This window comes from Deltaproteobacteria bacterium (assembly GCA_017302835.1).
Lineage (GTDB): Bacteria > Bdellovibrionota > Bdellovibrionia > Bdellovibrionales > Bdellovibrionaceae > UBA2316.
Map to the genome: position 1 here is coordinate 138,828 of JAFLCC010000007.1, position 22,114 is coordinate 160,941.

General features: G+C 41.0%; 21 protein-coding genes, 1 tRNA gene and 2 pseudogenes. 7 read left to right on the top strand and 17 right to left on the bottom strand.

The annotated features are described in order from the left end of the window. Window positions 1–19 precede the first annotated feature (19 nt). Together J0M15_09855 and J0M15_09860 are read left to right on the top strand one after the other, a co-directional pair. Entirely contained in the window at window positions 20–568 is a 549-nt protein-coding gene (locus J0M15_09855) for a thioredoxin family protein (GenBank protein MBN8537347.1), read from the top strand. Continuing rightward, the gene (locus J0M15_09860) at window positions 565–1,116 is read left to right on the top strand and encodes a GyrI-like domain-containing protein (protein MBN8537348.1); all 552 of its coding nucleotides are present in this window, start codon (window positions 565–567) and stop codon (window positions 1,114–1,116) included. Before J0M15_09855 ends, J0M15_09860 begins: the two co-directional genes overlap by 4 nt. Here J0M15_09860 and serA read toward each other — a convergent pair. Then, window positions 1,100–2,311 (bottom strand): phosphoglycerate dehydrogenase, encoded by a 1,212-nt coding sequence (gene serA, locus J0M15_09865; protein ID MBN8537349.1) that lies wholly within the window; start codon window positions 2,309–2,311, stop codon window positions 1,100–1,102. The two genes, J0M15_09860 and serA, sit on opposite strands and share 17 nt — an antisense overlap. A gap of 114 nt (window positions 2,312–2,425) precedes the next feature. Here serA and J0M15_09870 point away from each other — a divergent pair, with 114 nt between their 5' ends. From J0M15_09870 to J0M15_09880, 3 genes are all read left to right on the top strand, one after another. Continuing rightward, a complete protein-coding gene (locus tag J0M15_09870; protein MBN8537350.1) occupies window positions 2,426–3,808 on the top strand; it encodes a sigma-54-dependent Fis family transcriptional regulator in 1,383 nt (460 codons plus the stop codon). Then, window positions 3,805–4,725, top strand: coding sequence for a phosphatidate cytidylyltransferase (locus J0M15_09875; GenBank protein MBN8537351.1), 921 nt, complete (start codon window positions 3,805–3,807; stop codon window positions 4,723–4,725). Before J0M15_09870 ends, J0M15_09875 begins: the two co-directional genes overlap by 4 nt. Window positions 4,726–4,850: 125 nt before the next feature. After that, the gene (locus J0M15_09880; protein MBN8537352.1) at window positions 4,851–5,954 is read left to right on the top strand and encodes a hypothetical protein; all 1,104 of its coding nucleotides are present in this window, start codon (window positions 4,851–4,853) and stop codon (window positions 5,952–5,954) included. A gap of 18 nt (window positions 5,955–5,972) precedes the next feature. Here J0M15_09880 and J0M15_09885 read toward each other — a convergent pair whose 3' ends face one another. Then, window positions 5,973–8,639 (bottom strand): adenylate/guanylate cyclase domain-containing protein, encoded by a 2,667-nt coding sequence (locus J0M15_09885; GenBank protein MBN8537353.1) that lies wholly within the window; start codon window positions 8,637–8,639, stop codon window positions 5,973–5,975. Window positions 8,640–8,829: 190 nt separating this feature from the next. Between J0M15_09885 and J0M15_09890 the strand changes: the two genes are divergently transcribed. Next, complete coding sequence (locus tag J0M15_09890) at window positions 8,830–9,642, top strand: YihY/virulence factor BrkB family protein (GenBank protein ID MBN8537354.1); 813 nt, start codon at window positions 8,830–8,832, stop codon at window positions 9,640–9,642. A 29-nt stretch (window positions 9,643–9,671) separates the two neighbouring features. Further along, a tRNA-Arg gene (locus J0M15_09895) sits at window positions 9,672–9,748 on the top strand. A 581-nt stretch (window positions 9,749–10,329) separates the two neighbouring features. Here the strand turns inward: J0M15_09895 and J0M15_09900 are convergent. The 15 genes and pseudogenes from J0M15_09900 to J0M15_09970 form a co-directional block, all read right to left on the bottom strand. Further along, window positions 10,330–10,653 (bottom strand): annotated as a pseudogene (locus J0M15_09900) (recombinase zinc beta ribbon domain-containing protein). A 324-nt stretch (window positions 10,654–10,977) separates the two neighbouring features. Next, window positions 10,978–11,439: pseudogene (locus tag J0M15_09905) on the bottom strand (recombinase family protein). 189 nt (window positions 11,440–11,628) lie between these two features. Next, entirely contained in the window at window positions 11,629–11,883 is a 255-nt protein-coding gene (locus tag J0M15_09910) for a helix-turn-helix domain-containing protein (protein MBN8537355.1), read from the bottom strand. Further along, window positions 11,880–12,296, bottom strand: a complete 417-nt coding sequence (locus J0M15_09915; protein MBN8537356.1) for a hypothetical protein — start codon at window positions 12,294–12,296, stop codon at window positions 11,880–11,882. Before J0M15_09915 ends, J0M15_09910 begins: the two co-directional genes overlap by 4 nt. Before the next feature lie 177 nt (window positions 12,297–12,473). Beyond that, the gene (locus J0M15_09920) at window positions 12,474–13,280 is read right to left on the bottom strand and encodes a hypothetical protein (GenBank protein MBN8537357.1); all 807 of its coding nucleotides are present in this window, start codon (window positions 13,278–13,280) and stop codon (window positions 12,474–12,476) included. Between the two features lie 5 nt (window positions 13,281–13,285). Next, window positions 13,286–13,573: a hypothetical protein gene (locus tag J0M15_09925; protein MBN8537358.1), complete on the bottom strand. Its 288-nt coding sequence runs from the start codon at window positions 13,571–13,573 to the stop codon at window positions 13,286–13,288. Then, the gene (locus tag J0M15_09930) at window positions 13,570–15,216 is read right to left on the bottom strand and encodes a TraM recognition domain-containing protein (protein MBN8537359.1); all 1,647 of its coding nucleotides are present in this window, start codon (window positions 15,214–15,216) and stop codon (window positions 13,570–13,572) included. Before J0M15_09930 ends, J0M15_09925 begins: the two co-directional genes overlap by 4 nt. Next, entirely contained in the window at window positions 15,209–16,168 is a 960-nt protein-coding gene (locus J0M15_09935) for a hypothetical protein (GenBank protein ID MBN8537360.1), read from the bottom strand. Before J0M15_09935 ends, J0M15_09930 begins: the two co-directional genes overlap by 8 nt. Further along, the gene (locus tag J0M15_09940; GenBank protein ID MBN8537361.1) at window positions 16,159–16,869 is read right to left on the bottom strand and encodes a TrbG/VirB9 family P-type conjugative transfer protein; all 711 of its coding nucleotides are present in this window, start codon (window positions 16,867–16,869) and stop codon (window positions 16,159–16,161) included. The genes J0M15_09935 and J0M15_09940 overlap by 10 nt, the downstream gene beginning before the upstream one ends. Then, entirely contained in the window at window positions 16,866–17,456 is a 591-nt protein-coding gene (locus J0M15_09945) for a hypothetical protein (GenBank protein ID MBN8537362.1), read from the bottom strand. Before J0M15_09945 ends, J0M15_09940 begins: the two co-directional genes overlap by 4 nt. A 12-nt stretch (window positions 17,457–17,468) precedes the next feature. Next, a complete protein-coding gene (locus J0M15_09950) occupies window positions 17,469–18,347 on the bottom strand; it encodes a hypothetical protein (GenBank protein MBN8537363.1) in 879 nt (292 codons plus the stop codon). Further along, window positions 18,344–19,045 (bottom strand): hypothetical protein, encoded by a 702-nt coding sequence (locus J0M15_09955; protein MBN8537364.1) that lies wholly within the window; start codon window positions 19,043–19,045, stop codon window positions 18,344–18,346. The genes J0M15_09950 and J0M15_09955 overlap by 4 nt, the downstream gene beginning before the upstream one ends. Continuing rightward, window positions 19,042–21,507 (bottom strand): TraC family protein, encoded by a 2,466-nt coding sequence (locus J0M15_09960; protein MBN8537365.1) that lies wholly within the window; start codon window positions 21,505–21,507, stop codon window positions 19,042–19,044. Before J0M15_09960 ends, J0M15_09955 begins: the two co-directional genes overlap by 4 nt. Further along, window positions 21,504–21,827, bottom strand: coding sequence for a hypothetical protein (locus J0M15_09965; GenBank protein ID MBN8537366.1), 324 nt, complete (start codon window positions 21,825–21,827; stop codon window positions 21,504–21,506). Before J0M15_09965 ends, J0M15_09960 begins: the two co-directional genes overlap by 4 nt. After that, window positions 21,827–22,114 carry a TrbC/VirB2 family protein gene (locus J0M15_09970; protein MBN8537367.1) on the bottom strand — a complete coding sequence of 96 codons (288 nt, stop codon included), beginning with the start codon at window positions 22,112–22,114 and terminating at the stop codon, window positions 21,827–21,829. The genes J0M15_09965 and J0M15_09970 overlap by 1 nt, the downstream gene beginning before the upstream one ends.

The window sequence follows — 22,114 nt, forward strand, 5'->3', positions numbered from 1 at the left end:
AGGATTCGCTTTGGCACTCATTCACACTCCAGAAAATGAACTGAACACTCCCTGTCCCCATTTTAAACTGCGTGGAACAGATGAAAAAATTTATCAGATTGCAGATTTTGCAAATGGAAACCCTCTTCTTGTGATGTTTCTTTGCAATCATTGCCCCTATGTGAAAGCCATTGAAGACAGGTTGATTGTATTAGGACAGGATCTCAAAAAGCAAAACGTCCATGTTCTTGCTATCGCCAGCAACGACTCGAACCAATATCCCGAAGATTCTTTTGCTAATTTAAAGAAAAGAGCCCAGGAAAAAAACTACCCCTTTATTTATTTATATGATGAATCTCAAGAAGTTGCTAAGGCCTTTGGAGCTGTTTGTACCCCTGATTTCTTTGGTTATGACTCTCAATTAATACTTCGCTATCGCGGACGGCTCGATGATTCCTGGAAGGACCCTGGGCAAGTAACTCAACGAGAATTATATGATGCCATGATGAAATTAAAAAAACATCAACCCCTGACGGAAAAACAAACTCCTTCCATGGGATGTTCGATCAAATGGAAAACTTCCTCATGAGAAATGTTTTTCTTGGAATTATTCTCTCTATTATAATTATTCTCTCCTGGGCCTCTATTAATCTGGGTGTTTTTAAACCCGTTTTCATCAAGGTCAGTTCCTACCCAGAAATGTTTTTGCTTTATAAAGAACACGTTGGTCCCTATCATCAAATTGTACATGACATTGAAGTTGTCGAAAAATGGGCTGCCGAAAATAATTTAAATTGCCAAAAAAGTTTTGGTCATTTTCTTGATAATCCAGAGATAAAAGAACACGCTCGACTTAAAAGTCATGTGGGTTGCTGGTTACCACAGAAAATTTCTTTTTTGCAACCATCACCCTATGTTCTTCCCGAAGGTTTTCATTTTAAAGTCATCCCACCACAGGAATATATTATTGCTGAATTTTTGGGTTCCCCTGCCATTGGGCCTTTTAAGGTCTACGGCGAAGTCAACGAGTACTTTGCCGAACATAAATGGGGACGGGCTGAAGATGTCTTAGAAGTCTACGAACGATATGACAAAGATAAAATAAAAACCTATTATTTGTTTAAAAAACTAATCTAGTTCTTAGACTTCTTGAAGATTTTTGAATTTCTTGGGCCAGTTCTTCGGCTTTGTTTGTTTCCACATCAATAACCAAGTAGCCTATTTTTTCATCCGTGGATAAAAATTGTCCCTGAATGTTAGCACCAGCATGTGATATAATTCCATTGATCTCACCCAAAACTCCTGGTTCGTTGCGGTGAACATTTTGGATTCGCTTTACACCCTCAGTAAAAGATAATTCTATATTAGGAAAATTAACCGCCCCAGAGGTTGATCCCACTTTTAGAAATTTTCTAAAACTTTCGGCCACCTCAAGACCAATGGAGTATTGAGCCTCTTCCGTTGACCCTCCTATATGAGGAGTTAAGATCACATTCTCCAAGCCTTGCAATGGAGAAACAAATTTCTCTTTATTTGACGAAGGTTCTATGGGAAAGACATCAATGGCACAACCTGCAAGCTGATGTGATTTTAAGGCATCCACTAAATCCTCGATAATCACAACGGTTCCACGACTGGCATTTATGAGGTAGCTCCCTTTTTTCATCAGGCTAAATTCTTTTTGTGAAATCATATTTTTTGTTAGTTTGGTTTCAGGAACATGTAAGGATACAAAATCTGAGTATTCTAAAAGTTCTTCAAGACTCCTCATTGACCGCGCATTTCCGAGGGGTAATTTTTTAATTAAATCAAAAAAAACTACCTTCATACCCATGGATTCAGCAAGAATAGAAAGTTGACTTCCAATATGACCATAGCCGATGATTCCCAAGGTCTTACCACGCACTTCACGACTTCCATCGGCTGATTTCATCCATTCCCCTTGATGGGCCTTCATATTACGATCACCTAGTTGTCTTGATAAAGAGATCATCTCTGCAATCACAAGTTCAGCGACACTGCGGGTATTGGCGTGAGGAGCATTGAAGACAGGCAAACCAATTTTTTTGGCAGCGGATAAATTAATTTGATTCGTACCAATACAAAAGGCACCAATGGCAGAAAGATGTTTAGAGTTCTCAATCACCTTTGCCGTGACTTCTGTTTTTGATCGAAGGCCTAACACATCATATTTTTTTAATAAAGAAATCAATTCCTCTTCATCAGGAGCATAGGAAATTAAATCTACTTCATAGCCCTCTTCTTCCAATCTTGTTTTTGCAATTGTGTGAATATTTTCAACTAATAAAACTTTAAGATTTTTTTCAATCATTTGAGCCCTCTTTGAGGCATTATGTTCTTATTTTTATTTTTTTTTAGCAAAAATATGACTAACTCTAAGCATTAATTCTTTTGTCTTATTTTCAGGACTGTCACACTCTACTCTATGTCAAATTATGAATTTATTCTCCTCGTCGTTGATGATGATCCCTTAATCCACCAAGCTTTAAAAGCCTGCATTCAAAAACCGTGGAAAATTATAGGTTTTCAAGATCCTCAATTGATTCCAGAGGATTTTTTGTTTCATGCCGCCTTTATCGATATGCATTTGATAAAAAACTCTAGCGAAGCCGTAGGTGTTTCTGTTATTGAAAAACTGCACAAAAGAGATCCACATATTGAAATCGTTGCAATGTCAGGAGACCTCAACCGTGACATAATGGAATCCTGCTTGCTTGCCGGGGCACAAAAATTCATGGCCAAACCTCTGAGCTTAGAAGAAGTCAATTCGATCTTAGAAAAAATTCAAGCCCATTGGATGATACGAAATTTTGATTCCGAATCTTATGAAAGACATTTGGTCCATTGGATAGGAACTTCACAAAAAAGTTTACAGATAAAAAAACAAATCGCCGAGCTCAAGGGAGAAAAAAAAACAATCCTTATTGAGGGAGAAACTGGAACCGGCAAGGAAGTAGTCGCCAAATTACTGCACCTTCAAGAATCAGAAAGACCTTTTGTCGCTGTTAATGTTTCAAGTATTACTGAAAGTTTGTTTGAAAGTGAAATGTTTGGTCACTTGAAAGGATCTTTCACCGGAGCCGAAAATACTAAGATTGGTCTTGCTGAAGCCGCTCATGGTGGAGATTTATTTTTAGATGAAATCGAAGCCATGCCTTTAAGTTTTCAAGTAAAAATGCTCCGCTTTTTAGAGTCAGGAGAAATAAGAAAAGTGGGGGCCAAAGATACCATCAAAATTCAAACCCGTGTGATTGTCGCCTCCAACAAACCCTTGCTCACGTTAATCAAAGAAGGGAGCTTTCGGGAAGATCTTTACTATCGTATTTCTGCTCAAAAAATTGAGCTTCCCCCTTTAAGAGAAAGAAAGGAAGATATTCTTGAACTGGCTAACTATTTTCTTGAAAATGAACGTCCCAAACGAAACAAAAAATTAACCAATGACGGCCATCAAGAGCTGATGGCTTATTCCTGGCCAGGCAATGTTCGCGAACTCAAAAGAATATGCGAACAACTCAGCCTCACATCCCCATTACCCCTTATTAGGGCCATAGACATTATTCCATTTTTAACCCCTAAATATAAGCAAGTCCAAAATCCTTATCTCACAAATAATTTAGAATTAGACTTAACAAAGCTTGCCTTGGGCCTTGATTACTTGTTAAAAAATAGTGAAAAGCAGATTATTCAATCATGCCTTAAAGTGAGTAACGACGACATTGAAGGAGCCGCCCAAATTTTAAAAATATCTAAATCCAATTTGTATAAAAAGATAAAGGACCTGGAAATTAATACCAAGGAAAAGCCGTGAACTTTTTGAGTTATTCCTTACTTTTTAGCGATCCTGTTTACAGACAAACAAGCCTCATTGTTTTAAGCATTATTTTTATTTCAGGTTTAATTGTTTATTTCTTTAGATCCAAGAATCATTATTTCGTTATTGCTTGGGCCAGTATTAATTCTTGGCTATTCTTAGCACCCCTTTTATTTTTATTTTTTTCACTCCCTAATCCAGCCCCCCTCGTTATTCTTTGCATGATGTCCATTTACGGAGCCAAGGCTTTTTTTCAAATCATTGGGATGTTTCATCGAAGTTATTTTGTCTTACTCTGTTATCTGGGAATTCTCACCCTAGGAGTTTGTAGTTATTATCGCTCCCTGGCTTTATATAATCAAATTCCTATGATTGTTTTAGGGGTCGCTTGCTTGATCCCCTTAATGCGCAACAACTACAGAAGAATGATCCAATACATTTCATTAACCTTGCTGGCCTTTATCTTCTTAGGCTGGTCTTTTATGCACTTAGGCTTAATTTTAAATTTACCCAACGGGGTTTATCAATTTTTATATTTAATTGTTTTAACCGAGTTCTGTGACAATACGAATCTGGCCATCAGCAGCTATTTTAAATCCTATCGATTATTTAAAAGAATCGACCCCAAGCGAACTTTAGGCTCCACTCTGACTTCAATGGTTTTAACTCTTATTTTAGCAGGAATGATGAGATCTCTGCTTCCAGATCAATCTGATAAATACTGGTACACGGCGGGTTTAGTAGCTTCTCTAGGGGGCATGTTTGGCGACTTGGTCATGACTGTTGTCAGACGTGATGCCGGAGTCAAAATTGTGGGAGGATTCGTTCTAGGGCGTGGTGATTTTCTTCAAAGAATGGACCGACTCATTTTTGTAGCACCCATCTATTACTATGTCATGTTTTGGATTCAATAGCAGGACCCTGAATTAAATAATTAGGAGCTGTCTAAAATGATGACAATTAATCACTTTATTTTTTCTTTTTTTCATAGTTTTTGATTTTATCTTTCAGTTTTAATCTTAATGAGTAAAATTGATTGATGATTGAGTTTCAAAGTATTCGTAATTCATTTTTTCATGTTAAGCCCGTCTCAAAATTTGGAATGGTGTTCTTACTCATGCTATTAAAGTCTGCGGCTTTTTCTTTTGAAATAAAACGAATTGAGAATAGGATATTTTTAACAGATAAGACCTGTCCTTCAGTTAAAAAATTAATTCTTGATATTAAAACCTGGACTGAACACACTGACTTCTTAAATGAAAAAACTAATTGTGATATTGATAGTTTATATTTTGAACAAACGTCAAACGCTTGTAGCTTTGATATCACCACCTGCGTTCCAGAACATGTAAAAAAATTCCAAGATTCGAAACCTCTCATTGAAGGCCCAAATTGTTGGAATCTGTCACTTGTTATCACTGAAATTATTCCCGTCTTGCGCTATACTTCGCCAAACGAAATGTCTTACTATATGAGATCGCCCTTATGTCGCCAAATTTCTGATCAAGACCAGAAACAACCAGGAGATATTGGCGCCATCAGAACTATAAAGAATCAAAAAATTACCGAGTATCACGGTTTTATTTACATTTCTGATAAAATTTCCTATTCTAAAAATGGGTATCAAACGACGAATGGTTACAGTTTACAAAGCTTAGATTCGATATTTAAACTCTATGATGTTCCAAACAAAAAGCAGTGCAGAAAAAATGAGATCTCAGTTAACACTAAATGTTCTTTTGCCGTCTCTTATTTTCGTTGTTCATCATTCGAAGATTATTTAAATCATTTACCAGAGTCATCTTGGATCATAGTCAACTTTTTTATTCAATTGAAGTCGTTTGAATTATTATTGCAAGAAAAAACATTTAATAAAACGCAAATAAGCATTCAAGCTGAAAAGGACATCCTTTTTGAAATCGAGAATTTAGTTCAGTTCCTTAAACTTCAGACTGATCCAAAATATTATTCTTTAAATTTAACGGATCAAAACCTAGGGTTTATTTTGAATAGCCTCCATTTGCGCCTTTATGGATTGTCCTATCAACTTGCCAATACTAAGGACAATCAGCTTTCAAATAAAGTTTTTGAATACATGCAGGAAATCAGAATTTTAAAATCTTCTTTTCTTCTGCCTAATTAATTTCTGATGAGGCAAACCCTATTTCGTTTTCATGGTAAACACTCCGTCCCAGTTTTCTTCTGGGGGATTGGCAAGAAAATCTTCACAGCGATGAAGATACAGTTTTGATACTTTGTCCTCTGGCAGAATCTTTATAACTTCATTAAATGAAGAAATTGCCTTAGTGAAATCTTTTTTGAGATAACTTTGATAGGCCTCTTCAAAATATTTTAAATATCTGTATTCGTTCAAATCATGAATCTTTGCAGATTTGTTTTGTTTTTCACATATGAGTTCAAAAATCGATACAGGTAAATTTTTTCCTTTTACTTTCACTTTATCGATCTCTCTAGCGATGAATTGATCCTTGACATCGTTGTAAGTTGTTTCACTGATAACAATCCTCACCCCGTACTCCTTGGTAATTCCTTCGAGTCTGGAGGCAAGATTCACTGAATCCCCCATAACGGTGTAATTTTGAACGATATTACTTCCCATATTCCCCACACTCATTTCACCTGTATTGATCCCGATACCAATATCAATATGCGGTAAATTCTGTGCAGCAAATTCCTTTTGCAATTCTTTAAGTTTAACAATGCTTTCTAAAGCGCAACGACATGCTTGAACCGCATGGTTTTTATCAAAAATAGGCGCTCCAAAAAAAGCCATGACCGCATCCCCAATATATTTATCTAATGTCCCACTATTTTTAAATACAATTTCAGTCATTGGAGTTAAATATAAGTTTAAAACCCTTGATAATTCCTCAGGAGCTAGCTTTTCAGATATGGTTGTAAAACCCCTCACATCAGAGAAAAAAACACTCATCCGTTGTCTGCGACCACCCAGCTTCAAATTCTCATCGGATTTCAATAGTTCATCCACCACGGCTGGAGACACATATTTTGAAAATGTGGATTTTAGCTGCTTTTTCTTTTTTTCTTCGGTGAAGTACTTGTAAAAAGTAATAAATATATTACTCGTAAATAAATACAACATGATGATGAGAATTCCCGACATTACTATTTGATTTGATTTAAAAAGATAATAATCCGCAGCGAGCAACAGACTGATTAATATATTTAACGCTACAAAGGAGCTTATGGCTCCTAAGTGGGACCATATAAAAGAAAAGAGAATACCGATACCCAAAGTAAGATAGGGAAATATTTTGGCTTCAGCTGAAAAATATTTCACAAAAGATTCATCAAATAAATTAGCCAACATCGTCAAATGAACCTCTGGACCAGGATAATTTGCTTCAAGAGGTATCGTTCTTAAGTCATAAACGCCAATGGCTGTAGCTCCAACGATTAGCGATCTTCCCTTTAAAAATTCTTTTTTGTTTACAATCTCGATGGCTGTTTCAGTTGAAGCCTTTCCATTAACAATTTGCCGATGATAGACTTTGATCGTCTCTGAGTTTGAAAAGAATTCTTTAGCTGGTATATATGGCAAAGACATTTGAGGACCATAGTATTTAATAATCGTTCGAGCAGATGAATCTATTGGAATTTGGTATTTCAATACATTTTCAGAATCAAAAATATTGAAACTAGATATTTTTTTTTCTGTTCCTTGATCGTTTTTTCCAACAGATACTTCAGCTCGGTACTTTTTAGCCAACAAATAGGATTGCAATGCCAGAGAAGGAATATAGCTTAATCCTAACCGATTACCCGAACGATAGAAAAGTGGATACCTCCGTATGTAACCATCTCTATCTTGATTAGCCACAAAGCTTGCTGTGTAGAGGGCTTTCGTTTGTAACGTTTCTATATTCGGAGTCCAAAGTCCATACTGAGGTATGGGATTAAATAGAGATTTTTGATCCAATTTTACAACCAGATCATCGATATCTTTAGGATTTAAATCCTTAAAAATGGATTTATAGTTATTAACAACTAATTCTTTACTTTCTTTCGTTAAATCATTTCCAAACAAATAGGAATCGTCTTTTGTCAGCCAACTTTTACAATATTCAAATAGTTGTTTGCTTTGTTCAAGATCAAGAGCATTTTTTTGAAACTGATGCAGATCTGAAACATCCGTTTTTCCATAGTTTTGGAGCTTACTCTGCTCTAGACTTTTTTTGATATTATTAAATATAGGTTGAAGGAGGTCTCCCCAGGCATAGCCCTCGAGCACATCATCTAAATCATCAATGCTCAAAATAGCATTCGGTTTCACCAACTCTGTACCTTTAGTAGATTTAAAAGCTTCATTAAAACAATAATCTTGAAATTTTCGACTGTTTTTAATGCTGTTTTCACTAAAAGTTCCAAGAATAATTCTATCTGAATATTTTTCTATTATCTTCCCAAGATTTTCATCTGCTTGCAGATTATTCTTTTCTGGCTCTGAAAAAATCACATCAAAAGCCAAACTAGCGGCATCATTTTTCATGATATTATCAACCATCTCGGCAATCAAATCCCTACTCCAAGGCCATCGTCCAATTTCAGTTAGGGAATCATCATCAATGGAAACAAGAGCCACCGGAGCCTTTGAATTAGAATACGGCGCTATCTTATATTTTAGGTCATTGTATCTTAGATCTAAATCTGCAAATGATTCTAATAAAACTGAAGGCTTCTTAAGGTCGTCAGGAGTTTCACGATATTCATAGTAAACTTTTGTAAAGAAGAAAAAAAATAAACTTAATAAAATTCCAAAAATAAAGGGTATCTTTTCTATTTTCATTACAAAAATCTCGGCCGAAATAAAAAAAAATAAAGCCCCTAAAAAGAGATTCCTTTTTTCCACTACTTTAGGGCCCGTCTAGAATTAAATGTTCGTTCATTTCTAGACGGGCCCTTAGGCAAGGCCAATAGCTTTAAATAAAGTATTGCCTGTCGTTCTTTCTTTTTCTAAAATTTCTTAAGAGGTATTTTTGCTATTTGTAACCGTTATCAAAGATGTCATTCAAAAAGTTCGTCAGGGCGATATTCATTTAATAGCAGGATCCCTGGCTTTTACTTCTGTTTTAAGCGTGATCCCTTTTCTCGCTCTTACCTTAGTTACTTTTAAAACGATTGGTGGGTTGGATTATTTGTCACCCAAAATTGAAAGTCTTATTTTATCCTATTTTAAAGAAGCTGTTGGTGGTCAAGCGACAGAATGGGTTAAGATTGTCCTTGGTAAAATCCAAGCCAAGACTTTTGGTTCTACGGCCCTTTTTGCCTTGATGTTCACCTCTTGGCGATTGTTTAGTGATATGGAATTAGGAATCCAAAAAATTTGGACATCTTCTCAGAAACGACCTCTTTATAAAAAATTTTTCGTCGTGTGGTTTTCAATTTTACTATTTCCCACTTTTTTAGCTGTCTATGTAGGGTTCAGATCCTTAGCTCTCGTTAAACCCTTTGTAAAACACTACTCCTCCAGCGCCGATGGCGTCGCATTATTTCTGATTCTTTTTTTAATTTATCTCATTTTTCCTGCAGAGAAAGTATTAAAACGAGTTGCTATTTTTTCGGCTTTTTTCGCAACATCGGGAATTATTATTTTACAAAATTCTTTTACCTGGTTAGCTAAAGAAGCCTTCTATATGAACAAGTTCTATGGTGGTCTCGCCGCTATCCCCCTATTTTTAATATGGATTTTAGGTATTTGGCAGATTGTTCTTGTTGGAACCGCCATCGGTTCAAGTCTTCAAAAAAATATTAATAAAAACCGATTCTTATTGCCAAATTTAGTCTCCTAGGGCATATCTATTCTTTAATTTTTATTCCAGGTCGCGTAGCTCAGTTGGATAGAGCAATTGCCTTCTAAGCAATAGGTCGCACGTTCGAGTCGTGCCGCGATCACCAAACTTACCAATATCCAAACGATGGACCGATAGATTAGAAGTCCCGAAATTATCCCCAGAAACCAGAGAAACACCGACTTCGCTTTGTTCATCTCGAACTAATTTGAGCTTGCGGCCTTCCGACCCTTTTTCATCAGGATTAGTGAAAAACCAAAACGCCAATTTATCGTGAGCCAACACAACTTGCTTAAGAGTGTTACGCACCAATCTTTTCTTCAGACCCATCGGGGCCTTATCAAAACCCTTTTCAAAATCAACAATAGTCGAGCGAATAAAATGAGCTGATTCCGAAGCATCCACAACATCGTTTTGCATAGACTCAAACATTTTCAAAGTTTCAATGTATTGATTTTTTTGCTTTGCTATCACTTCAAGTCGTTCAGACATCATTTTCAAAACATCGGAACCAAAGTTGCCTTGTCCCTGCATCCTAAAGATGTTGGTCGCCTCTTGCTCAATAAGAGAAAGTTCTTTTTTTATACTCTCTTTTTGTTCTGAATAGTCAGTTGACGATTTAGCCGTGAGGACATTCAGCTTTTCTTGCAACTTTTTGAGGTGAGCGGAATCAACAAGGCTGTCGCGCAAATATTTAATGACCGCACTCTCAATTACATCAGCGGATACACGCTGAACCTTACATCCATTTTTAGAACCTTTAGTTGTATGCCCATAGTATCTAAAGACAGCATTAGACCCGTGATAAGACTGTCCTACGAGGGCCTCACCGCACTCGGCGCATTTAAAAATACCTGACAGGATATAAAGGCGTGGGCTTGATCCCTGAAGTCTCGTGCGCTCAATAGATTTCCCAGTTTCAAGTTGCTCTTGAACCTTGTTGAATAAATCATCCGATACAATTGCTGGCCAAGGAGCCTTAACCACTTGATAACGATGATGGGACTTCAATGATTCCTGATCTAGGGCCTTACGACGCTTGTTAACCTCGTGCTGTCCGTTGTAGGTGGCGTTACTAAGAAGGTATCCAAGATTTTCAACAGTCCAATGCCGTTGGTGTGTATTTCCCTTTAAAGTCGGGACACACTTTGGTTGAATTCCAAGTTCATTCAATTTCTGAATTGTGCGAGATCTTGATCCTTGTTCTAGATACAGTTCGAAAATTCTACGAGCTACTTTTGCCTCACTCGGATTCACAACGTAAATACCTGGCTTAGTTGGATCTTTATCAAAACCCAATATCGGACGACCACCATTAAGCAACCCACGCATTCCACGGGCGTGAGCACCAAGCGCAACGCGCTCAGAGGTTTGCTCTCGTTCAAATTGAGCCAAGGTGATAATTTGATAAACCATCATGCGACCAATTGAAGTACTCGTATCGAATTGTTCTTTGATGGAAAGAAATCCGGACTTATGCTTCTCAAGAAAACTAAGTAATCCACAAAAGTCGAGCAAGTTACGAGATAAGCGAGATAAGTCAGGCACCAAGATCAAGTCGATCTTCTTACTTTTCAGATCTAGCATCATTCTTTGGTAAGCTGGTCTATTCGTGTCTTTCGCAGAAAAGCCATCATCGACATAAAAATCGACAATCTTACCCCATGATTTTTCCTGGATATTTTTGGAATCAACATAAGCTTTCAAGCGGTATCGTTGGTTGTCGAGGGAACCTTCGACAGCCGCAGCTTGTTCTTCCGTACTCACTCGAATGTACGCTCCAATTTTATGCGGCATCTGAATCCTCCCAACTCTCCATCTTGCGAGGTCGCCCCCGTTTTGGCTGATGAAGCATCATTTGATAAAGAATCTCAACAATTTCCTCGTTGCGGCGACGTGAGTTCAGCGACTCGTCTGCTACATATTCGACAGTGATTGGAGGCAACTGAGTCATCGTTTTTGATTCCTTCTTTTTCCTACGCCTGCTCAACGCAGGTTCCGTTTAGATTTGGCCGCCTTCAGTTCGTCCGCAACTTCCTTCATAAGCTCAAGAAGGGTTTTGAACTGATTTGGCTTAACTCTATCAAGGGTTTTCATCACAACCTGCACCGTCGGTCCAGGCACGCGAAAACCCATTTCGTATTGGCTGACAGTTTTCTGGGTCAACCCCAAACACTCTGCCAACTCACTTTGCGTTAAGCCAAAAGACTCTCGAATTTTCTTAAACTCTTGAGGTTTCAACTTGCCTCCGATTCGTCAATGGTAGCATTGCTACCGTTGGGCTGTCTAGGCTTTTTAACCTTTTTGGAGCCAGGAGTTAAGCCTGCGTTTGCAAAGAGTATTTCCCGCAAGTTATCTGGAATGAGGCCCGAATCCATAGCTCGCTTATAGGCAACCCGTAAAAGATCCACTTCGGAAACATTTCGCATATACAAAGTTTTAGTGTCCTCATCACTAAAGCTTGGGCAATGCTTTTCAAGAACGTAGCTAGCAAGCATCACTTTTGTGATTTTAACGGCATCGGCGTTTCCATTGATGCTCTTATGCAACGAAGACAACGCTTCATCTGCCTCAATCGAAATCCGTATGAATTTTCCTGTCTCATTGTTTTCATCTTTATTTGTTTTTGTTTCCTGTTCTTTATTTTCCTTCATACCTCCACCTCCTATTTTAATTATTATTATCTAATCTGTATTCCCACCCAACTCCTCCCCCTGGTTCCTGTCCACCTTCAACCAACTACTCGTTGGGTGGGGGTGGACAGGAAGAGCTACTGCTCAAGGGGGAGGAGTTGGGTGGGTCCCATGTCTTTGATTTCTCTTCGATTTTTTTCATACGGCCTCGCTTTCTGCTGAGTTTCTAAATGAAATGGCTTTTTCATTTAGAGTTCTTTTAGAACTTCCCGCTGCGACGATCTGCTTTGTGACGACTTCTAAAAAAATCTGAATCGAATACTCACGCGTGCCGAACCGAATTCTCGTTTTAAGTCCCAGTGCCGTGAAATCTGGGTATTGAAAGATACCGGGAACCCGGTTCGCATCGGCAAAGGCTTTGCCTTGAAACCCACGACTGACGGCAACCTCCGTTGCAAGACTGCCGCAGGCAAAAAGGATCAAATTAATTTTTGAATAGTCCAGATACGCTAGACCAATTTTCGAATAGCGGCTTTGCGTCTTCGTGGTTTTCTCAACCTCATAAGCGCAGCGAATCACGCCAGTTGATGTTTTAAGCTCAAAAACAACATCTGGTATTCGGTGAACGCGTGCTGATCCAAGAATGTCATATGTGTCCAGCGGATTACTCATTAGATCGTTTTCAAGCCAGTAGCGGCTAACGAGTCCGGTCTGCTGTAACGTCATCAGAAATCGGGCCGCAACCGAATCATGGTCAATGTATGCTGGCAATCTGGAAGGGCGCGCAGTTTCACCGAATATTTTTCTACGGCTCTTATGGCCTAAGAGCAGAACATTTTCTGAAGCCTGGGACCGCACAAAAAGCCCGTCTTCAGTTAGCGAACGCCAATAGCGGTAGTTTTGTGTCGGACTCATTCGACAAATAAAATCGTAGAATAAGTCTTTCGTGAGAAATCCCCAGCGCGCTGCAAACTCCAAAGCCTCCTTAGTAATTTGATCGTTCATCTGCCTCACTTGGAATCCTTTGTCTGAGAACTTTGAACCAAAACAAAATGGCCGAGTTCGATACGACCGCCTTTCAAGTCTGGTTCGACCCATTCAAGCGTGAACTGTGACAGATTTGAATTTTTAAGACTTTCAGGTATTTTCAAATCGGAACCGACAGTCACCTGACGGATACGAACTTGGCAGGTGTCTTTACCAGCCAATACAACACCTGAGCCTTCAGGATTTCCGCACTTCGGCAAGTGGGTACACCCTGACAACGCAACGACAAGTGCCAAAAATATAATTTTCATGCTGCCTCCTTTTGTTGGTGAGCTGCTTTTGTTAACAGCTCATTGACGGCTTCGGTCTGCTCATTTCTTTGTTTTACATCTGTAAATGTAGGCATTCCGGCCGGAGCTGATTTCTTAAGTTTCGGGATCACTGGCTTATCGAGATCAAAGCTTCGTTTGAATTTAATCCGAACGGGAAGGCTTCCGTTTGCGTGTGGCAAAACCATAATCGCCTCTCCCACGCCAAGATCTTGCTTAAAAAGATTCGGATGAAACTTGAACTCTTCGGCTTCCCTGACAGAGCCGTCGCCGGTTTTAGTAGCCCCCATGAAACCATCTTTTTGTCGTTCGGTAACTTTGGTCGTCTGAATTGTTCCGATGACTGACGAGAAATACTCGGCCGATTCGGGCTCATTGGTCCTCATAAAGACCTTCAAATTTGAGTTGGTCAGAATCGTATTTTTGACTCCCGCGCCAAGCTCCTCAAGATCGCCTAACGCTTGATGGGCGAAAACAATCGCGACATTCGCGCTTCTGGATTTATTAAGCAGCGTCACAAAACTCGGGGTCAGATACTCAGTAAAATCGTCCAAGTAGACTGAGAAAAAATTGTTGTGCTCTGATCTTCCTAAGTGTCTTGAAGATACGGCACTCTGAAGACACTGGAGAATAATTTTTCCCGTGGCTTTACCAAGCGTCGGAATTTTAAGAGCTGGCAACTGACAGTAAATGATTTCACCGTTTTCAAGAGCGCGCTCCAAATCAATGTCCGAATTTTCGCTATTGAAAAGCGTTGCCGTTTCACCGACTGCGAAACTTTGAAGTTGTGCGACAAGGCCGCTTGTTCGTTGCTCGCGGTCTTCACGCTTGAGGCTTAGGAAATCTTTGGCCCATGCCTGAAGATTTGAATCCGTCGATTGACTTGCAAGGTTCGCCAAATGCTTTTCATGTTTCAGGCATTCGATGACTCGGAACGGAGTCGGCTTCACCTTGGCGTCTTCCAGTAAAAGCAGGCAATGAAGAAAGGCGTCGTACTGAATACTTTTGAAATATTCATTTTCGAAGTTCAGCGCCGCAAATACACGCTCCGCTACTTCAAGCACTGAGCCATTAGTAAATGGATTGAATGTATGACTGATGTCCACGTTGCAAAGTGACAGAATCCGAAAGTCACCCTCTCGATGATGCCTTTTTGCATAGGCGTAAAGCTTATCAAGAAGGCTACGATCAGATTTTCCGTCAATGATTAGTAGGCCTCGGCCCTTTTTAATGTCGTCAACAGCCCAAGGGACAATGACCGACTCAGTTTTGCCGGCGTTTGTAGTGCCGACAACCTGAGTGTGCATCCGTCTGTGTGACTGCTTGATATGAACTGATTTACCTTTTGGCGTAATACCAGCAAAGACTGAATCTTCGTTCTTGCAAGGGCCAATAACTTCGTTTTCGATATCGGCATCTTTGAAATTCGCGAGTATCTTGTTTTTGACCTTAACGTAAACCGCAAGAATGCCGACAGTGATACCGAATGCGATGGCGTAGCGAAATTTAATATAGCAGGCGACGATCTCCGGCTTGAATTTTAACCAGCCAACAAAAAGAGTGGCCATCGTTACTAGAAATATAAATCCTCGGTCTGTCATTTCTGATTTTTTATCTTCACTCATAAGTATCACCTCCTTCTTGTAGTTTAAGCGCAGCACTCAACACAGCGTCACATTCGACGCCGGGGGTGAGTTCAATCCACTCGCGTTCTGTTTTTAGTTTTTCACCGTAGTTTTGCGCTCTTGACTGCGCAGTGGCGGCAACCGCACCAAGTAAACCGTTTTCAATTCCGCCTTTAGAGCGGCCCAAGATATCGGTTTCCATACTTCCTGCGGCAAGTCCCCCAACAAATGTCGTGAGGACTTGGCCTGCGGTATTTTTCATTCCGTCTGAAAAAACTCGGCCTGGAACTCCGGGCTGACCATCTTTACTTAAAGCAAGAGCTGAAACTTTTCTGATTTGTCCGCTGGGTAAAGAAATCTGCGTAAAGCGAATCGTTGCGCGGTCCGATCCTTTTTGAAAACTTGCTTCACCATAAAACCTAGTACCAGCCACAAGATTCAACCCTGAGTCCGTCTGCGAATCTAAAATCAGTTCAGCTAAGATCGGGACAGAATCCTGCGACACGATAACTTTATCTAAAATACGAAGTGGAAGCCTAATTCCGGCGCGAAGTTCTGTTTTTGCGTTGCCACCCTTGGAGCCAATGAACATCGAAGTATTGTGATTCACCTGTGAAGCGTCACCGCCGTGAGCCGTTGGCATCTTTGGTGAACCCCAGAGCCCTTGAGCTGAACTGCTGGCTTGATTGGGATCGGCGCCGGTTTTATCCTCACTTGTGCCAGGTTCAGGCCGATCAATTTTTTCCGTGAACTCAACCGGGATATCCGTCGGCATCAAAAAAACGACGCCGACAAAAACCAGAATGCCGATCAATCCGATAACTTTGAAAGTTTTGAATTTAAGTTCAACTTTTTGGCTGAATTCATTTTTCTCGACAAAGTTTTGACGGAATTTTGAAACACTAGATTTTACTTTCTGGAAGATACCCTGCGCTCGTTGCTTTACTTCCATAAAATATCCTCAGACAGTGTTACTGAAACCTTTTTTTCCAGATGAATCTCAACGGTCACAGGTTTTTTAGATTTGAGATCCGACTTCGCAAGCGAGATCCCAATCAAAATCGATTTTTCTCGTGATAATTTTGTAGTCGATAAAAAAAGACCGTTGATGACTTTTGAATCGGTGCCTTGCTTGATCCAAACAGCTTCCGGCTTTAAGACTAAATCTTTTGACGATTTCAAAGAGAGTGTCGCATCAATCAAAATAAAGCCGCTCTCAGAAAATCCAATTTTTCGAATGGTCAGCCTTGTACCGTCGATTTCCTCAGACTTCCCAAGACTGACCCATTTTGTCGCGGTCTGCGCCGGATCAGGAGCCTTGACGTAAACGATGTAGTCCGCAGACGCTTGCGGAAGAGTAAGCAATCGAATGTTGTATCGTCGCTTTTCGGTGACCAGATACAAATTCGTTTTCACTCCCCAGCGAAGAGGCTTGATCGTAACGGCACGATCAAGATATTCGACTTTGAACCCTGATTGATCGCCAATGATGGCAGAGCCAATCGTTTCAGGAAGTTGAATGATCGTGGCAATCCCGAGTGCAGTTTTGACAGTCAAAATGTCATCACTTTTGACCGTCACTTTGCGAACTTGGGCATGGGCTGAAGACGCAAACAAAATTAGAACGACAAGTGCCGAAATGATCTTACTCATCGTGCGGCCTCTTCCGTCTCTTTGGTAATATAAACGCCCCAAGGATTTACGAGAGTACGGTCGTCAGTCGAAAATTGAAAAGTCAGCCGCATTTCTGTGGCAGCTTTTAAGTTGTCGAACTCTGTGATTCTGTCAGCAAGAACAGTGACCTTTTTTTCCTTCAAGTCTACAGATACAGATTTTGGGTAAACTCGCTGTCGAACTTTCTTTTCTCGAACAAACTTCATAGTGTCGGCCATGGATTTCTCAAATGCAGAAACTAGACTCGGAAGTACAAAGAACTTTGCCTTACCGATTTCATTAGAAATCGTTTTCTCGTCCCAAGAATATCGGTAGCCGATATATTCTTTGATGGCTGATTCGATCTGAATGTCTGTGATTTTTGATTCAATTCTCGCAATTGATCCAGTGTTATCAAGCGCGATCACTGTCGGACCTTTTTTCACGAGATACAGAACGAGCATGAGCATCAAAAACAAAAGACCAAGCAGTGCTCCGCAGAGGAATTTGATATTTAGATTTTCTTCGGCGAACTCACGCATAGCTTTTGGATAGCCACTTAATTGCAACGTCATTTTTTTATTCATAATGCACCTCCTTTAGGACCCTTTGGGTCCGTTAAATTTATTTTGAATGTTCTGTAGTTTTTGGCCGGCATAGGACTTCATATATGAGAGCTCTTGTCTGGTGACTTGCTTGACCGCCATCATCTTCGCTGGCAAACCAGCCATCGCAACGGCTGCCGTTGTTCCGATTGTCTGAGCTGTCGCTTGAACGCCTTCGCCGATGAGCGAACGCATAATCATAGGCGTTAAAAGCATCGCAATCGCGATCACGAAATTCATGATAATCAGCGTGAGGTAGCTGCCATCAGTCTTGTAGATGTCCCCGAATGAAATCGAAGCCAACATCGCCGACATGACGGCCCAAATAATCTTCCAGCACGCGACTTCTATAAGCCCTCGATAAAGATTCGCCGTGATGCCTGCTGTCCTTGGGAAGATGTAGCAAAGAATCATCAGGGGCGCGCAAATCGACAACAGCACCCAATAGAAATAGTAAAGTGCCACAGTGATGTATCTTGCGAAATACAAAATGATGAAGCTTCCAAAACTTAAAACGGCCATAAAAAGATCGTCAAATTTTAGTAGCAAAACATTCTTTGCCGTTGCGTAGCTGTGGGATTTCTCTTGGGCCATTCTCATAAACGTCTCAAGCCCCGACATATTGTCGATCTTCAGCGCAATACCGTCACAAATATCCAAAATAATATTTGAAACTTCCGGAAACGATGCAAGTAACAGGGCCGCAACAAAGCTTCGCTTAATGACGTCAGGGTAATTTGCATCACCCGATTTTAAGTACCCAAAAACCACCGAGAATAAAATCGCAAGCGGGAGCATCACATAAAAAAGCTGACTCAAACCCTGATAAAGATCGCGGACAAGCGTACCAAGAACCTCAAGATGCGGAATCACTTGCCACCTCCAAGCCGAGGCAGATCAGTTTTTTTCGGGAGTCCATCGAAACCGCGCGAAAGCCCTTGGTAGTTTTCTTGAAAGTTCTGTGTCGCGAGCTTTTCCTTACGATTATCGTAGGCCATATTCTGGGCCATGATCTTTAGCATCTGACTTTGTGTCCGCAAAAGCTGAGTGGTCACACCAATTAAAACACCAAGCGCCTGGTTCTGAAGTTTTCCTGCTCCTTGAGGGCTTACGACCTGCGCGTGAAAAAGAATTTTTTCTTTTTCACGGTCCACTTGATCAGCATAGTCGTAGAGATTTCGATTCATCGAAATGACTTCAGCGACGCTTTGATCCTGTGACTTCATCAGGTCTTCGTCCATGCCTTGCGGAATGGTGCCGTAAACGGCCTGAAGCGCCCGCAGAACAGAGTCTGCGTCATTCAGATTTCCGTACACGCCGGGATTGAAATTAGGATTCACGATTCGAATGAGATCGAGTCCGCTCCTGACGCCAGCATTGATGTCACGCAATAGATCAAGTGAGTCCTTTCCATTTTCAAGAACACTTTTAAGTGTGATGACTGTCTGAATGGCCTGGGCTAAAATCTGGGTTAAGACCAAAACATCGCCGCCAAACAAATCTGCCTTCGCAGGCTTCGGACTCAGCAATAAAAGAGCTGAAACTAAAATCGTCAAAATTCGTTTTTTCATGCGGCCACCTCCTTCATTGAGGAAACACCGAAGGGTGCAAGCTCGGCCGCTTTGAAAAGTGCCGCCTCAAGCGAAAGCCCATCGAGTTTCAATTTTTCTAAAAATTGGTTGTCTCTGGAATCTGAAGTCGAAATCCAATACTCAAGCGGTGATGGTTGAATTCTGATGACCTGACGGCTTTCGCCCTCCATCAAGAAACCTTCACTAAAAACACCTTTTCGCTGTTCAACACTTTGGATAAGCCTGAGTTCCTGCGTGTTCAGTTTCAAAGCGTCACGTAAAACTTTGGTGTCACCCTTTTGAAGCATGATGAGCTTTGTTGCGGTATTATTCAGAATCGCAGGCCCCATGCCACTTGCGATGATTTCTTCAACACCTTGTGTGATGAAAGTAATGCCGCTACCAGTTTTTCTAAAAGTTCTAGCTGCGTACTCCATGAATTGACTGGCCGCTGGACTTTTTAAAAGTTCCCACGCCTCGTCAAGAAGCACGCGCTTAGGGACTGTTCGGTCAGACTCGATCTGCTCTAAGATAAAGTTCGTCAGAATCAAGATCATGACCGACTGCAAATCGGGATACTGAGATAGCCCCTTCAGATCAAAAGCCACAATGGTTCGGTCGGCCTCAATTTTACCAACGCCGTCGAGAAGCTTTCCGTAGGGAGTCCCACCGATCCACGGGAAAAGAAGCTTTCCGATCCGTTTGAGCGAATCATCGGAATCTGCTAGACAATGCTTCGCCAGATCTGAAAGCATGGGCGAGCGCGGTGAAGGCCCGCTCCGGGCTTTTAAGAATACACTTGTTAGTGCCGCTTCAAGTTGGACCCGATCAAACCGCGAAAGCTTTTCGCCTTGATCGACAACCATCTGCTCGACGATACTGACAAGGCCCTTTAGCCTGTCGCCCGAGGGCTCCACACTTGGATCTTTCAGCTCGAACGGATTTAAAACGTACTGACCAGAAAGATTGATCTCGAAGTATTGACCATCCAGTACTTCAGTCATCTTTTTGTAAGATCCGCCGATGTCGATCACATACACGCGAGTTCCACGCGCAATCTGCTGAAGCATCAAAAAATTATTCGCAAAACTTTTACCTGAGCCACTGGACCCCGTGACCAGCGAATTAAAATTGCTCAAGCGAGACGAGTACGGATTGAATGAATACAAAGTTCCAAGTCTTGTCTTAAGCAAGCACACTGGGTTCTCGTCACCCATCGATGCACCATAAAGCGGAAAGAAATCGACAAGATTATTTGTCTTCATCCGCTTCGCTCGAACTAGCGACATTGGCGCTAGTGGGAGATTGGATCTAAAAATCTTCCAGCTTCCGACAGTTTCTTGAGTTCCCTCGGAGCCGCTCAAAGTTTTGAACTTCGATAGAATCTCTTTTGTATGCAGATTGATTCTGCGCTCGCCGTCTTTCGTTGCGGCTTCACGCAAAATAATCAGAAGCTCGGCTTGAAAAATTCTTTGGCCCGTTTCGATGATTTCGCGAATTAAGTCTGTCGTCTGCGAAAGCCTTGTTTCGCTTTCCAAATCTGAAACACGATTGCTTGATGAACTTGAAAGGGAGTGCGCCATACGCCGCTTCTGCTCTAAACTTTTTATTTCTTTGGCTTGATCTGGAATCTTCATCGAAAAGAGAAGTTCGTACTTAAACGGCAGGGCCAAAAAACCGCTCATCATTCCTGCGTAAGTCATTTCAGGCAGTGTTTTAAGGGTGATGACTCGTGTTTTCAGACCATCAAGATTAAAATCCTCTTGATCGAGCACGAGATCGCCAAAGACTAGCTGCTCCCTCGGTGACGGATCGTCAATGTCAGCCGTGCGAATACAAATATTCGGAGCGGTCACAACCTCTGCTCGGCTGGGATTAAGATGTTCGTACTGAATTTGAACTAAATCTTCTTTTGAGCAGTCGTGCGCAACAAAACCAAGCGATGCCAAAGTTGATTTTGCATTTTCTAAAGCCTGGCTAAGAGTCTGAAGGCGATCCTCGAATCCTTTTTCAAAATCGGCGGCAAACTTTTTTGTTTGTGTAAGCGAAAAGACACCGGGCCGTTCAGCGCCTTCGGTTTTTAGAAAATAAAGAAGCCGAGGCCTGAATAGAAATCCAGCCTTTACTTGATCAACCAAGTTTTCAGCGCGCTTTTGATCAAGCCGTTTTAGAAAATCATTTGGTGTCGTAACAAGCGCCGTGTGCTTTTGAATGACGTCCTCAACGTCAGACTCGATTTTGACCATAAACTGCGAAGTTGTGCCCTCGGGCAATGAATTCGCAAAAGCCCGAAGACCAAGGGTCAACTGGTTAATGCGGGATTCATCAAAACACTCAATATCAAGCGGCAGCAGTTCAAACCCGGATGAGATTGATCCATCCCAAAGAATTGCATGAGGGATTGGTTTTGGTTCAAATTCCCAGAACGGTAAACTTTCGCACAAAGAATGTGCTTCGCTCACTTGGCACCGTCGCTTCCGAAGCGTCGATACTTTTTGTCTGGGCTATTGGCAGACGATACTGTTGGCGAAATCAGATGCTCGAAAAAGTGCTGAAGAAATTGATCTGGTTTTCCTTTTTTGAAAAAGAATAGAATCCCAGCTAGAAATACGCTGGTGCCAAACACCATCGGAATTTTTAAAGAAGTTGATCCAAAAATTAAATTTTGGACCGATAGATTCAAAAGCAAAACGAGCACGTCAGAAAGTTCTAGTCCCAGAATTTTATTTTTTGTCTCCAGTGTTCTGGGCACAGAGGAAGTTAGAAGATTGTCGTCACTCATTAGCGCACCGTCTGCGAAATGAAATCGACGATGGCCTGAGCCCCGAACCCAATGATGGAGCCAAGAATGGCGTACCACATGTGTTGTTTAGCTCTCTCGTTACCGCTCATCAGTGAAAATGCCGCCCAAGCAATCCCGATAATCGAAAGAGTTGGCAGAATTACGCGCGTGAGTTTGGTTTGTATTCCAACAAGCGAAGATTCAACACTGGCGAAGCCAAGCTCTGGAACAAGCACAAGTGCCAACAAAAGCGCCGCAAAAGTTAGAAACAGTTTTTTATTCTTCAT